This is a genomic window from Kribbella sandramycini (genome assembly GCF_013131805.1).
Lineage (GTDB): Bacteria > Actinomycetota > Actinomycetes > Propionibacteriales > Kribbellaceae > Kribbella > Kribbella sandramycini.
The window spans coordinates 528,493-542,587 of record NZ_JABJRC010000004.1; the positions used below are offsets into that span (position 1 = coordinate 528,493).

The window sequence follows — 14,095 nt, forward strand, 5'->3', positions numbered from 1 at the left end:
ACCCGCACACCGGGGTGCCGCGAAGACCTTTTCGATCCTGTCGAAGGGGTTGCCGGCAGCCCGAACCGAGCCCCGTGACGTGATTCACGAGGCCCCCCGATGGAGATGCATAGCATTCCTATGTATATTCGGGAGTGTGGAGCTGAACCGGCTGGGTGTGGACGTGGTGGTGGCGGCGGCGCGGTTGACGCGGCTGGCCAGTCGGGATGTGAGTGCGTTGCCGCATGCGGCGATGCGGTTGCTGGGGCGGCTGGACGAGTTGGGGCCGACGCGGATCAGTGAGTTGGCGAAGGCTGATCGGTGTTCGCAGCCGACGATGTCCACGCTGGTTCAGCGGCAGGAGGAGCAGGGGTGGGTCCGGCGGGAGGCCGATCCGGCCGACTCGCGGGCCAGTCTGATCAGTCTCACTTCGGCCGGTCTGGCCGAGTTGGAGCGCGCCCGCGTGGAGGCGGGTGCGGCGATTGCCGCCAGGTTGCGGCAGCTGCCGGCGCGCGATCTCGCGACCCTCGAGGACGCGGTCGCCGTCATGCACAGGATTCTCACTTTGGAGGAAACACAACGGTGAGCGGTACGTCGTCATTGCTGAAACAACCCAAGTCCGTCTGGGCGGTCGCGTTCGCGTGTGTGATCGCGTTCATGGGGATCGGCCTGGTGGATCCGATCCTGAAGCCGATCGCCGAGCAGTTGCACGCGAGCCCGTCGCAGGTCTCGTTGCTGTTCACCAGTTACATGGCGGTGATCGGCGTCGCGATGCTGATCACCGGCGCGGTCTCCAGCCGGATCGGCGCGAAGCGCACGTTGCTGATCGGTCTCGCGATCATCGTCGTGTTCAGCGCGCTGGCCGGGCTGTCGAACTCGATCGGGATGATCGTCGCGTTCCGCGCCGGCTGGGGGCTGGGAAACGCGTTGTTCATCGCGACCGCGCTGGCCACGATCGTGAACTCGGCGTCCGGTTCGGTTGCCCAGGCGATCATTCTGTACGAGGCCGCGCTCGGCGTCGGGATCGCGGCCGGGCCGCTGGTCGGCGGCGAGCTCGGCACGATCTCCTGGCGCGGGCCGTTCTTCGGCGTCGCCGTGCTGATGACGATCGCGCTGGCCGCGACGGCGTTCCTGCTCCCGGCGACGCCGCCCGAAGTACGGCGGACGTCGATTCTCGAACCGCTGAAGGCGTTGCGGCACCGCTCGCTGGCCACCGTCGCGGTCACCGCACTGCTGTACAACTTCGGCTTCTTCACGCTGCTCGCGTTCACACCGTTCCCGCTGGCGATGTCGGCGCGGCAGATCGGGCTGATCTTCTTCGGCTGGGGGATCGGGCTCGCGATCACCTCGGTGTTCGTCGCGCCGCGGTTACAGCGCCGGTTCGGGACGCTGCCGGTCGTGATGACCGCGCTGCTGCTGTTCGGCGCCGACCTCGCGGTGATGGGGATCTTCGCGCACCACAAGGCGGTGCTCGCGGTCGGCGTCGTCGTCGCCGGGTTGTTCCTCGGAGTGAACAACACGCTGATCACCGAGGCCGTGATGGGCGCCGCTCCGGTCGAGCGCGGGACGGCGTCCGCGGCCTACTCGTTCGTGCGGTTCTCCGGCGGCGCGGTGGCGCCGTGGCTGGCCGGGAAACTCGGCGAGGAGATCAACGTGCAACTGCCGTTCTACGTCGGCGCGTTCGCGGTGGTGCTCGCGGTCGGCGTACTGGCCACGGGGTGGAAGCCGCTGTCGCACCTGCGGGTTCCGGTCAACCACTCGAAGGGTGAGGCCGAGGCGCTGACCGTCGCCGACGCGTGATTGGTCCACACTCGCAGCACAAAACTTCATTCCCCGGCCGGGGCCGCGGCGTCTAGGGTCGACGAGTATGACGACCTCGCCGTGGCCCCTGCTCCGCTCCTACACCGGGCGCCGGCTGCGCCGGATCGCGCTCCCCCTCGGCGGCATCGGCACCGGAACCGTCAGCTTCGGTGGCCGCGGCAACCTCCGCGACTGGGAGCTCGTCAACCGCCCCGCCAAGGGCTTCCACCCCGGTACGGCGTTCTTCGCGATCCGCACCGAGACCTCCGACGGCGCCGTCACCACCCGCGCTGCTGAGGGCCCCCTCGACCTCATCGACTACGAAGGCGCACACGGGAGCCCCGCGCAATCCCACGGCCTCCCCCGCTTCCAGGAAGCCACCTTCAGCACCGCCTACCCCCTGGCCCACCTGGCCCTCGCCGACCCCAACGTCCCCGTCGAGCTCGGCGTCGAAGCCTTCACCCCCTTTGTCCCGACCGACGTCGAAGCCAGCTCCTGGCCGGTCGCCGTCCTCCGCTACTCCGTCACCAACCCCACCGACTCCCCCGTCACCGTCTCCCTGGCCGGCTCCCTCGAGAACTTCATCGGCCGCGACGGCACCACAGATGTTGCTGCCAGCAACTACAATGAGCTTGCCGGGGAGAGCGGGGTGCTGATGCGCAGCCGCGGGGTCGCGCCGGATGCCGAGCAGTTCGGGTCGATCGCGCTTGCCGTACTGGACGGGCAGGACGTGACTCGGCGGACGGGGTGGGCGGATCGGAGCTGGGGCGACAGCTTGCTGGACTTCTGGGACGACTTCAGCGCGGATGGATTGCTGGCGGAGCGGCTCAGCGAGTCGGAGACTCCGATTGCGTCGGTGGCTGATCGACGGGTTGTGGCCGCGGGGGCGACTGAGCGGTTCACGTTCCTGTTGGGGTGGCATTTTCCGAACCGACGGGCTTGGAACAAGTCCGAGGTGGTCGGCAACCACTACACGACCTTGGCGGATGACGCCTGGGCGGCGGTCTGCCGGTTCGCGGCCCAGCTGGAGGGGTTGGAACGGCGTACGGTCCAGTTCGTCGAGGACTTCCTGAGTAGCGACCTGCCGGAGCCGGTGAAAGAGGCCGCGCTGTTCAACCTGAGCACGCTGCGCACGCAGACAGTGTTCCGGACGCCGGACGGGCGGTTCTTCGGCTGGGAAGGCTGTTCCGACCGCGAAGGCAGTTGCTTCGGCAGCTGCACCCACGTCTGGAACTACGAGCAGGCGACGCCGTTCCTGTTCGGCGAGATCGCCCGCTCCCTCAGAGAGGTCGAGTTCGGCCACGCCACCGACGACCAGGGGCTGATGAGCTTCCGCGTCCGCCTCCCCCTGGAGACCCGCGCCCAGGACTGGCGAGTCGCAGCCGCCGACGGCCAGCTCGGCTGCCTGGTGAAGCTGTACCGCGATTGGCGGCTCAGCGGTGACGACGAACTGCTCCGAACGCTCTGGCCGGCCGCCCGCCGCGCCCTGGAGTTCTGCTGGATCCCCGGCGGCTGGGACGCCGACCGTGACGGCGTCATGGAGGGCTGCCAGCACAACACGATGGACGTCGAGTACTACGGCCCCAACCCACAGATGCAGTCCTGGTATCTGGCAGCGCTGCGCGCATCGGAAGAGATGGCCCGCCACGTCGGCGCAGACGAGCTGGCCGACGAGTGCCGCCGCCTGTTCGAGCACGGCAGCGCCTGGACCGAGCAGAACCTCTTCAACGGCGAGTACTACCGGCACGAGATCCGCCCGCCGGCCTCCGCAGCCGACATAGCCCCCGGACTGCGCGAGTCGATGGGCGCCGCCGACCCCACCCACCCCGAGCTGCAGCTGGGCGACGGCTGCCTGGTCGACCAGCTGGCCGGTCAACACCTCGCCCGCATCGCCAACCTGGGCCCGCTGCTCGACCCGACCCAGGTCACCACCACACTGCAGAGCATCCTGCGTCACAACCGGCGTACCGGTTTCCACGACCACTTCAACCACATGCGCAGCTACGTGCTCGGCGACGAGACCGGTGTGCTGATGTGCAGCTATCCGCGTGGCAACCGCCCGGACCGCCCCTTCCCGTACTTCAGCGAGGTGATGACCGGTTTCGAGCACCTCTTCGCCGTCGGCCTGATCCAGGAGGGCCTGGTCGACGAGGGCATCCAGGTCATCGCCGACATCAGGGCCCGGTACGACGGCGAACGCCGTAACCCGTACGACGAAGCCGAGTGCGGCCACCACTACGCCCGGGCCATGGCCAGCTGGGGTGCGGTCGTGGCGCTGACCGGCTTCGACTACGACGGCCGCACCGGCGCACTGCGCTTCACCACCCCCGGCACGCACTTCTGGTCCACCGGCAACGCCTTCGGCACTCTCGACGCCGACGGCCTGCACGTCCGCGAGGGCAGCCTCTACCTGACCTCGCTCAGCCTCCCCGATACCCCGCCGATCACCGTCACCGCCGGCACTCTCACCGCGGGCGCCACCCTGCCCTTCAACTAGACCATACCGAATAGTATGGTACGTGGTAACGCTCGCCACCGGACGAGGAGTGCCGCGATGACCGCCGTTCCTGAGCTCGACGACCTATTGCCGACCGCCCACGAGGTCGACATCAAGAACTTCCGCGGGCCGGCGACGTTGCGGGAGTTCGCCGCCGGTGCGCTCGGTTACAGCCCAGCCTGGATCAAAGGACTGTTCGGCATCCGGATCGCCGTCGCCAAGGCACTGCGCCTCGATACCGCGACAGTCCCGCTCGCATCCCGCCTGCGACCTGAAACAGTCAGCTTCACCCCTGGCGACCCGGTCTCCTTCTTCACCGTCGAGCGCGGCGAGGAGAACCACTATCTGCTGTTGAAGGTGACCGACAACCACCTGGTCGCCTACCTCGCCATCCTGACCGACAACGACCGGCCAGAGGCGTCATTCACCGTCGTCACCCTCGTCCAGTACCTGCGCCCGGCCGGTCGCTTCTACTACAACCTCATCCGCCCGTTCCACCACCTGGTCGTCCGCAGCATGTGCCGTGCGGGCCTGAAGTCAGCCGCGGGCCGCGAGCAGGGCGACCGGGCGTAGTTTCGTCGCCTGGTGGGCGGTAGCTGCTGCGGCGGCTCCGACCACCAGCAAGGCCAGTACGAGGATGAGGCCGAGCAGCCGCCACGGAACGGCCAGTGCGGCCAGGCCGTACGGCCCGGCTGCGATACCGGCCAGCGCAGCCGCAGCGACCAGACCACCGAGCAGTACGCCGACGACAACAACCGTCGCCGCCTCGACGAGGGCGACCGCAATCACTTGCAGCCGCGTGAGACCGGCCATCCGAGCCAGCGCGAACTCGCGGCGCCGATCGGCGGTCGACATGATGACGGCGTTGACGACCGCGACGGCCGTGAAGATGCCGGCCAGACCCATCAGCGCGGCGAACAGACCCGTGTTGCCACGCATCTGCGCCTCCCCACGCGCAGCGGCCCAGTCGCCGACCGTCTGCGCACCAGGCAAGATCTTCTCGGGGTCATTGCCCGGAGCAACCTTCACCAGCGTCTCGGTCCGGCCACCGGCCGGCAGCATCGAGCGCGGCACGAAGAAGTTCTCACTGACATCGAGCGTCTCCGGCATGATCGCGACCACGGTCGCGGTGACCTTCTTCTTCCCCATCGCCACTGTCACGGTCGACCCCAGCTTGTACCCTTCGGCCGACATCCCCGGCCCGATTGCGATCGTGCGGCCGGTCAGCTTGTCCAGTGAGCCTTTCCGCGGCCGCAGCCGGTGCGTCTGCTGATACGCCACCGGATCGATACCGACCGCTTCGGAATACACCGTCTTCTTTCCGCGCGTCACCACGACCGGTACGGCGGTCTGCACGGAGGCGGCCGTGATCGTCGGGCCGACCGCCACTGGGCCGTCGACGACCAGGTCTGCGGTGATGAGCCGTTCCTGCTCGACACCGACCGCCTTGGCCTGCGAGCCGAAGATGCCCCAGAGTCCGACGACCAGACCGACCAGGACGATCAGCGGCGCTGCAGTCGCCGCGCTTCGGCGTACGGCGTGCAGGACGCTCGCGCGGGCCAGGTCGGCGACCAGATGCCCGCGCAGTACGACGGCAGGCAGCCGACCGGCGATCGGGACCACGATCGGGCTCAGCTGACTCAGTGCAACCGATCCGCTGATCAGCACGAACAGTCCGATCATCAGGCCGGCAACGAGATCCCGTGCAGCCTGGGCGGCGATCACCATCAGCACTGTGCCCGCAGCAGCCGACAGCCCCCAGAACCAGCGCCAGACCGTCATCACCCGCTGCGCCTCCCGCGATTCCGCGAGCGCTTCGAGTGCGTTGATCCGCGACGCCCGCCACGCCGCTGCGAGTACGCCGGTGAGCGCCGTACCGACGCCGATCAGCATGGCGGCCCACATCGCGCCCTGGTCCCAGGGCGCCTCGAACCAGGACGGCAGCATGCCCAGCCGCATCATCAACGCGGACTGCGCCCAGGTCGCCAGTAGTCCGATCGGCACCCCAAGCACTGTGCCGAGGACGCCGAGCAGTCCGGCCTCGCAGACCAGCATCAGGCACAGGTAGCCGCGCTGCGCGCCTACCAGCCGCAGCAAGCCCAACTCGCGCCGACGCTGGACCACGATGAAGCCGAACGTCGTACTGACGATGAAGACGGTCAGAAAGACCGCCAGCATGACCGACATGCCCAGTAGCGTCGCCGCACCGACGTACCCCTCGCGGACGCGCGCACGGTCGTACGCCGACAATCCAGGCGGCAGCACCGGCGGGTCGCTCGCAGCGAGCATCTGCAGGCCGGACTGCACCAGCCCGACTCCCAGCGCCACTGCAACGACCGCACCGGCGAACAACTGCCACCTGTCCCGAATGGCCCCGAACGACAACCTGAGCATGGACACCAGCCAAGCGGACCGACTGCCCGACCACCCTGGCCTCCGCACTCCACTCGGGGTAGCTCAGGCGCTACCGCAGGACGTCGAGGAGCGCAGCGATGTCGGCCTGGTCGACTTCGCGCGCACCGATCAGCCCCTGGATCAGCAGCCCGTCCAGCGCGGCCACGAGTAGCTGTGCCTTGCGGGGGTCGGCAGTGAATGCCCGGGCGATCTCGGTCAGCGGCTCCAGCCAGGCCGCAGCTGCCGGCCGGAGCTCGGGACGGCGAGCGGCGTACAGATAGAGCTCGTAGAGAGCCAGCGTGCGGCTGCGGCGCCGGACCAGGCTGTGCTCGATCAGCCGGGCCAGCTCGTCAGCTGGTCGTGCGCCGAGCTCACTGCCGCGGCCGTGCAGTTCGGCGGCCAGATCGTCGGCGGCCCAGGTCAGCGTCGCGATCAGCAGTTCATCCAGGGTCGCGAAGTGGTAGGTGATCGACGCGACCGAGACATCGGCCTGTGCGGCGACCGATCGGTGACTCACACCTGCGACTCCGTCGCATCCAATCACCTCGACAACGGCGTCCAGAATCGCGCTCCGGCGCTGCTCGCCGCGCTTCCGGCGACCGTCGACGCCCGACCTGACCTGCATGGATCGCAAACTATCAGGACATTCGTACGGATTGTTTTTGGTCTCCGAAACCGCGGGATCGGGCCCGCCGGGCGGCCTAGGCTTTGGTGACGTGACAACCAACGAGCTGAGTACGGCGATGCGCCGCGCGCTGAAGCGGGCCGACGACGGTAAGACCCTCGACCCGGCCGAGGTGGAGGTGCTGCTGACCGCCTCCGGCGACGCGTTGACCGCGCTGATGGCGACGGCGTCCCGGGTCCGCGACCAGGGCCTGGCCGACGCCGGCCGTCCGGGCATCATCACGTACTCGAAGAAGGTCTTCATCCCGCTGACGCGGCTTTGTCAGGACCGTTGTCACTACTGCACGTTCGCGACCACGCCGGGCCGGGTGCACGCGCCGTACATGTCGCCGGACGAGGTGCTGGAGGTCGCGCGGCAGGGTGCGGCGCTCGGGTGCAAGGAGGCGCTGTTCACGCTCGGCGACGCACCCGAGAAGCGCTGGGACGCGGCCCGGGTCTGGCTTGAGGAGGCCGGCTACGACAGCACGCTCGACTACGTGCGGGCGATGTCGATCCGCGTCCTCGAGGAGACCGGCCTGCTGCCACACCTGAACCCGGGCGTGATGTCGTGGCAGGACCTGCAGCGGCTGAAGCCGGTCGCGCCGAGTATGGGCATGATGCTCGAGACGACGTCGCGGCGGTTGTTCGAGGAGAAGGGTCAGCCGCACTTCGGCTCCCCGGACAAGGACCCGGCGATCCGGCTGCGGGTACTGGAGGACGCCGGGCGGTCGAACGTCCCGTTCACCACCGGCCTGCTGATCGGCATCGGCGAGAACCTCACCGAGCGCGCCGACTCGATCTTCGCGCTGCGCAAGATCGCACGGCAGTACAACGGCATCCAGGAAGTGATCATCCAGGGCTTCCGGGTGAAACCCGACACGGCGATGCGCAACGACGCCGACGTCCCGCTGGACGAGTGGCTGGCCGCGATCGCCGCCACCCGGATCGTGCTGGGCCCGCGCGTCCGCGTCCAGGCCCCGCCGAACCTGGTGGATCTCGCCGAGTGCCGTGCGCTGCTGGACGCCGGCGTCGACGACTTCGGCGGCGTCTCGCCGCTCACCCCCGACCATGTGAACCCCGAACGCCCGTGGCCGATGATCGACGACCTCGCGAAGGTCACCGCCGACGCGGGCTTCACTCTGCGGGAGCGGCTGACCGCGCACCCCGAGTACCTGCGTGAGCCCTGGCTCGACCCGCGGCTGATCTCGCATGTCGAGGCCCTGGTCGACCCGGCCACTGGGCTCGCGAACGAGGACGCCAAGCCGGTCGGCCTGCCTTGGCAGGAGCCGGACGGCGGCTGGGACTCCGTCGGCCGCACCGATCTGCACACCGCGATCGACACCGAGGGACGTCGTACCGAGACCCGATCGGACTTCGACGCGGCGTACGGCGACTGGGACGTCGTCCGCGAGGACGTCGCCGCCCGGCGGGCCGCAGGCACGTCGCTGCCGATCACCGGGAGCTCTGCGCCGGTCCGTCTGGATGCGGATGTGAAGGCGGCGCTGGCTGCCGCAGAGGACGACCCCGCCGGCTTGTCAGATGCTCAGGCGCTCACGCTCATCACAACCACCGGACCGGCGCTCGACGAGCTGGCCCGGATCGCGGACGACCTGCGGAAGGAGGTGGTCGGGGACGACGTCACGTACGTGGTGAACCGGAACATCAACTTCACCAACGTCTGCTACACCGGCTGCCGGTTCTGCGCGTTCGCCCAGCGCCGGACGGACGCCGACGCCTACTCGCTGTCGATGGACGAGGTCGCCCAGCGGGCCGAGGAGGCCTGGGTGATCGGGGCGACCGAGGTCTGCATGCAGGGCGGTATCCACCCCGATCTGCCGGGGACGGCGTACGCCGATCTGGTCCGCGCGATCAAGGATCGGGTGCCGGAGATGCACGTGCACGCGTACTCGCCGATGGAAATCGTGAACGGCTCGGTACGCACTGGGCTGTCGATCGAGGAGTTCCTGATCTCGGTCAAGGAGGCCGGGCTGGACAGCATCCCGGGGACCGCGGCCGAGATCCTGGACGACGACGTCCGCTGGATCCTGACCAAGGGGAAGCTGCCGACGGCCAGCTGGATCGAGGTGATCAGCACCGCGCACAAGGTCGGCCTGCCGTCCAGCTCGACGATGATGTACGGCCACGTCGACGCCCCGCACCACTGGGTCCAGCACCTGCGCACGATCGCCGCCGTCCAGGACCGGACCGGCGGTTTCACCGAGTTCGTCCTGCTCCCCTTCATCCACCAGAACTCGCCGATCTACCTGGCCGGCGTCGCCCGCCCCGGCCCGACGTACGACGAGAACCGCGCCGTCCACGCCATGGCGCGGATCATGCTGCACGGCCGCATCGACAACATCCAGTGCTCCTGGGTGAAACTCGGCACCGACGGCTGCGTCGCCGTCCTGAACGGCGGCGTCAACGACATCGGCGGCACCCTCATGGAAGAGACCATCAGCCGAATGGCCGGCTCCAAACACGGCTCCCGCAAATCCATCGAAGAACTCACCGCCATGGCCACCGCCGCCAACCGCCCAGCCCGCCAACGCACCACCACCTACGGCCAAGTCCCCCACCGCCCCACCCCCCTCCTAGAACTCGCCTAACCTCGCCAACCTCCACCACTCACCAACCCCCAAACCCCGCCCCCGGCCGCGCCCTCCTGAGCGTGCACCCCGGGTACTTCCGCGTAGTTGGTGAGTGGGGGCGGTCCGCCCCGACGATCAGGTGGTGAGTGGAGGCCCTCCGGCCCCCAGCGAACAGGTGGTGAGTGGAGGCCCTCCGGCCCCCAGCGAACAGGTGGTGAGTGGAGGCCCTCCGGCCCCCAGCGAACAGGAACACGGCGCAGCCCCGCCACCCCCAGCCCAACCACCGGGAACGGCCTCAGCCCACCACCTGCTCTTTCCGGCCGCAGCGCAACCCGACCACCAGCGAACGGCCCGGCCGCGACAACCAACCGAGGGCAGCGCCTGCCCAACCACCAGGAACTACCTCAGGCCACCCCCAGCCCAACCACCAGGAACGGCCTCAGCCCACCACCTACTCTTTCCGGCCGCAGCACAACCCGACCACCAGCGAACAGCCCGGCCGCGATGAGCAACCGAGGGCGCGCGGCCGGTGTCTGCGACCTCCCGCAGGCTTGTGGTGGTCAGTTGATGGTGAGGGTTGCTGTTCGGCGGATCCCGTTGACCTCGACGGTGAGGGTTGCCGGGCCGCGGCGGAGGGCGGTGAGGGTACCGTCGCGGTACTTGAGGTTGTTGCTGGTGGTCCAGTCGGCGCTGACGGGGTAGGCGACCGGGACGGCTCGGCCGGCTTGGAGCAGGGTGGCTTTCGGTTGGGTGGATTCGCCTCGACGGAGGGTCGTGGGGACTTCCAGGGTGAGCTCGTCGACGTGCGGCCGGATCTGCGCCGACAGCCAGTCGGGGCCGCGACGGTCGACACCGAGGAGGGTCCACCCGGTGAAGCCGCCGTCCTCGGGTGGGGTGGCGGGAGCCTTGCCGGAGTTGCCGTTGATCAGATAGGGCACGCCGTCAACGTGAGCGGCACTGAAGGTCCCCACGTGACCGCCGATGAAGGCGGCGCCCTTCCCGGTGGAGTGCCGGAATTCGGCGAGCCACTTCTCCAGCAGCGCGGCTTCGTGCCGGTCGGCCAGCTGGCTGTTCTTGGCCGGGGTCGGGTCGCGCGGCGGGTGGTGCTCGATCACGACGACCGAGTTGATCGCCCGATCGCGCGCCGCGGAGTCGAGCGCGCCGCGCAACATGGCGATCTGATCGAACCCGCCGCCGCGCAGCGAACCGGACGACGAGTTGAGCGTGACGAAGCGGGTCCCGCGATGGTCGAACGTCCGGTGCGCGGCGCCGAAGTACTTCTGGAAGTTCGTGATCGCGGCGCCCATCACCTCATGGTTCCCGGGCACGTAGTAGTACGGCACCGACGTCCCGATCTCCTCGTCCAGCACCCGCTTCGCGAGCTGGAAATCCGCCTCGGTCGCCTCGTCGACGAAGTCCCCCGCGATCACGAAGAAGTCCGGCTGCGCGGCCTTGATCTCGCGCAACGTCCGCCGCGCGGCCTGCACCAGCGGGGACTCCGGATCCCGCGCGACGAACTGCGCGTCCGACAGCACCGCGAACCGCCAGTCCCGCCCGTCGACCGCCCGCGCCGTCTGGATCAGCGGATCCCGCACCTTGGCCGGCGCCGGCGCGCTGACCGCCGGCGCGGCCTTCACATACGCGTTGTCGATCACGAGCTCACCCTGGTACTGCGCGGCCGCCTTCGTCTCCAGCGCGTACACCCGCCGCAACCGAACCGGCTGCGGAAGCCCTTCCGGGACAGGGAGTTCGACCGTCTGCCATCCGCTCCACGTCACGTTCGGCCCGTACACCGCCGTCAGCTTCCCGGTCGCGTCGACCAGCCCGAACGCCGTCCACTCCCCCTTGCCCTGCCCGAAGATCGAGACGCCGAACGCCCGCGCCTGCTCCGCGTCGCCCAGCGGCGCGGGCGAGATCGCGATCGCGTTCCGGGTCAGCGTCGACTGCCCGAAGTCGTAGCTCAGCTTGAGCCCCGGCCCGTCCTGCCCGTCCGGCGTCTTACTCACCGACACGGTCGCCCGCGCCGAGCCCGCCGTCCATTTCTCCGCCTCGTCGAAGGTCTCGATGATCCGCTTCTCGACGCCGACCGACACCGCGATCGCCGCCTGCGCCGCACCGATCCGCGCGGTCACCACGGCCGCACCCGACTCCCGCTTCGGCGTCACCCCGAACCGCCCGTCGGACGTCGGGGTGATGGTCAGCAGCTCAGCGTCGTACGACAGCTGGACATCGCGCGGCTCCACCGGCGCCGAGTTGCCGAGGGCATCGAATCCGACCAGACCGAAGGTGCCGGCGCCGGTCAGGTTCAAGGACGCACTGGTCGGCGCGATTCGGGTCAGCGGGCCGAGTACCTCGAGCTCCGTGCTGCCCTGGCCGCCGGCTGTGAACGCCCGGACGGTCGCCTTACCCGGCGTCCGCGCGTGGAAGACGCCGTCGCGGACGGTCCCGTGCGAGCCGAGCCAGGTCACTCGCGGCTGGCGCTGGACCGGACCGAAGCTCTCGTCGTACGCCGAAGCGGTCAGAGTCCTCGTGGTGCCGGCGAACACGCGGTCCGGTCGTCCGCCGGGGACCGGCGCGTCGCCGGGAGCCGTCCGACCGTCAGCGGCGGTCTCGACCCACAAACCGTGCACGCGACCGCTGCCCTTGGGGGCCATCACAGCCAGGCCGTTCGGGACTGGGCGAACGGCGCCGTCGCCGGGGACGTTGTCGACCTGGACTTTCGCCGCACCCGGTCGCCGCGAGACCAGAGTCGTTGAGCCACCGCCGTCCAGCTCGACGCCGACGTACGCACCCCGCGCGGCGAGGAGCTTACCCATCTCGGCCAGCGTCGCGCCCCGGCTGTGCGTCACGCGGTTGCTGTCGATCGAGACGACGATCAGCTTCTTGCCGTCGGCGGAGAAGCGGAGGCCGGTGCGCCCGGCGTACACGGTGTCGTCGACAGGCTGCGGTTTGCCCTGGTCGACGAGGAGGGCGTGGACGCCGACCGCGGTGCGGATCGGACGGCCGTCGGAGGCACGCGGTTTGAACGCGACCGGGACGCGGTCGCCGACCTTGAGGGTGCTGAGGTCGTCGGCACCTGCTTCGCGGCCGACCAGAATCGTCGTACCGGCTGGGATGTCACCCGTGCCGGGGGCCGGGTTGATCGCGGTGACGGTTTCGCCGGTGATGACGACTTCGAGAGATTTGGTCGCGCCGGAGACGGCGGACGCGCGCGAGTAGCTGCCCCACAACGTGGTGAACGCGCCGATCTCGTCCTTGCCGATGATGGGGCTGTTCAGCCGGTCGAGTGCGAACTGCCCCGCTGTCCCGTCGAACAGCACCTCGAGAATCCGCCCGGCGCCCCGCTGGTCGAACGCGACCGCGCGATACGGATCCTCCGACTGTGACTTCACCAGCTGCCCCTCGGCCACCGCCGGCCCGAGTGGCGCCCCGGAGTTGTTGATGTCAAAGAAGTCCGCGTTCACCGCCGCAACCGCGCCGGCCTCGTTAGCCTGCTGGTCGATGCCCTTGGTCGCACTGACCTTCCCCGCCGACAGATAGTCGATCCGAGCCCCCTTCGTCAGATCGACCGTCAACGTGTTCCCCTGCTGCCACCCCCGCGCATCGAACGTCTCCACCGCCCCCGCCACCACCCCAGGCGCCACCGGCCGGCTCCGCTCGTACGTCTCCACCCGTACGTCGTCCGCCACACCTCCCACCGGCGCAGCCCCAGCCGAAACCCCCGGCCCCACCAACCCCGCCGCCAGCACAATCCCCACCACAGCCAAGGCGCGCACAAGACCTCCACCGGTCAACAGTTGACACCCCAAGTCAACCCTCCGGTGACATATTCACACCAGAGTTTCCACGGTGAACGAACACCAAACAGCAGCCCCGGCTGCACTGACCCCAGTTCCATCAGCACACCCGCGCCCGCACGCGCGGTCGCAGGTCCCCAGTCACACCCGCGCCCGCACAAGAAACGCCGGCCGCGCCCGGTGTCGGTCGCCACCTCACTGGCGACCGGCACCGCATATAGCGCAGCCGGCGTCCTGCTGTTGCCCCGACAGGGCAGTCGGCCCGAACAGCAGAGCGCGGTCGCAGGTCCCCAGTCACACCCGCGCCCGCACAAGAAACGCCGGCCGCGCCCGGTGTCGGTCGCCACCTCACTGGCGACCGGCACCGCATACGGCGC

General features: G+C 69.3%; 8 protein-coding genes. 5 read left to right on the forward strand and 3 right to left on the reverse strand.

Annotation, left to right across the window (positions count from 1 at the left end):
- Positions 1–136 precede the first annotated feature (136 nt).
- The 4 genes from HPO96_RS20700 to HPO96_RS20715 all read left to right on the forward strand — a co-directional run bounded on the left by HPO96_RS20700 (position 137) and on the right by HPO96_RS20715 (position 4,849).
- Positions 137–565 carry a MarR family transcriptional regulator gene (locus HPO96_RS20700; RefSeq protein WP_171675133.1) on the forward strand — a complete coding sequence of 143 codons (429 nt, stop codon included), beginning with the start codon at positions 137–139 and terminating at the stop codon, positions 563–565.
- On the forward strand, positions 562–1,779 hold the full coding sequence (locus HPO96_RS20705) for an MFS transporter (protein WP_337796733.1): 1,218 nt from the start codon (positions 562–564) through the stop codon (positions 1,777–1,779). The genes HPO96_RS20700 and HPO96_RS20705 overlap by 4 nt, the downstream gene beginning before the upstream one ends.
- 67 nt (positions 1,780–1,846) lie before the next feature.
- On the forward strand, positions 1,847–4,276 hold the full coding sequence (locus HPO96_RS20710) for a GH116 family glycosyl-hydrolase (protein ID WP_171675134.1): 2,430 nt from the start codon (positions 1,847–1,849) through the stop codon (positions 4,274–4,276).
- 57 nt (positions 4,277–4,333) lie between these two features.
- A complete protein-coding gene (locus HPO96_RS20715) occupies positions 4,334–4,849 on the forward strand; it encodes a DUF2867 domain-containing protein (protein ID WP_171675135.1) in 516 nt (171 codons plus the stop codon).
- Here the strand turns inward: HPO96_RS20715 and HPO96_RS20720 are convergent.
- Both HPO96_RS20720 and HPO96_RS20725 read right to left on the reverse strand, forming a co-directional pair.
- On the reverse strand, positions 4,814–6,670 hold the full coding sequence (locus HPO96_RS20720; protein WP_171675178.1) for an FtsX-like permease family protein: 1,857 nt from the start codon (positions 6,668–6,670) through the stop codon (positions 4,814–4,816). The genes HPO96_RS20715 and HPO96_RS20720 overlap by 36 nt on opposite strands.
- Before the next feature lie 70 nt (positions 6,671–6,740).
- On the reverse strand, positions 6,741–7,295 hold the full coding sequence (locus HPO96_RS20725) for a TetR/AcrR family transcriptional regulator (RefSeq protein ID WP_171675136.1): 555 nt from the start codon (positions 7,293–7,295) through the stop codon (positions 6,741–6,743).
- 91 nt (positions 7,296–7,386) lie between these two features.
- Between HPO96_RS20725 and HPO96_RS20730 the strand changes: the two genes are divergently transcribed.
- Positions 7,387–9,939 (forward strand): bifunctional FO biosynthesis protein CofGH, encoded by a 2,553-nt coding sequence (locus HPO96_RS20730; protein ID WP_337796734.1) that lies wholly within the window; start codon positions 7,387–7,389, stop codon positions 9,937–9,939.
- A 542-nt stretch (positions 9,940–10,481) separates the two neighbouring features.
- On the opposite strand, the gene HPO96_RS20735 is transcribed toward HPO96_RS20730, so the two are convergent.
- Entirely contained in the window at positions 10,482–13,610 is a 3,129-nt protein-coding gene (locus HPO96_RS20735; RefSeq protein ID WP_202886180.1) for a phosphodiester glycosidase family protein, read from the reverse strand.
- Positions 13,611–14,095: the final 485 nt, after the last annotated feature.

Coding starts and splice junctions, on each gene's coding strand:
- HPO96_RS20710 (WP_171675134.1), top strand. CDS start 1,847: ATGACGACCTCGCCGTGGCCCCTGCTCCGCTCCTACACCGGGCGCCGG.
- HPO96_RS20715 (WP_171675135.1), top strand. CDS start 4,334: ATGACCGCCGTTCCTGAGCTCGACGACCTATTGCCGACCGCCCACGAG.
- HPO96_RS20720 (WP_171675178.1), bottom strand. CDS start 6,670: ATGCTCAGGTTGTCGTTCGGGGCCATTCGGGACAGGTGGCAGTTGTTC.
- HPO96_RS20725 (WP_171675136.1), bottom strand. CDS start 7,295: ATGCAGGTCAGGTCGGGCGTCGACGGTCGCCGGAAGCGCGGCGAGCAG.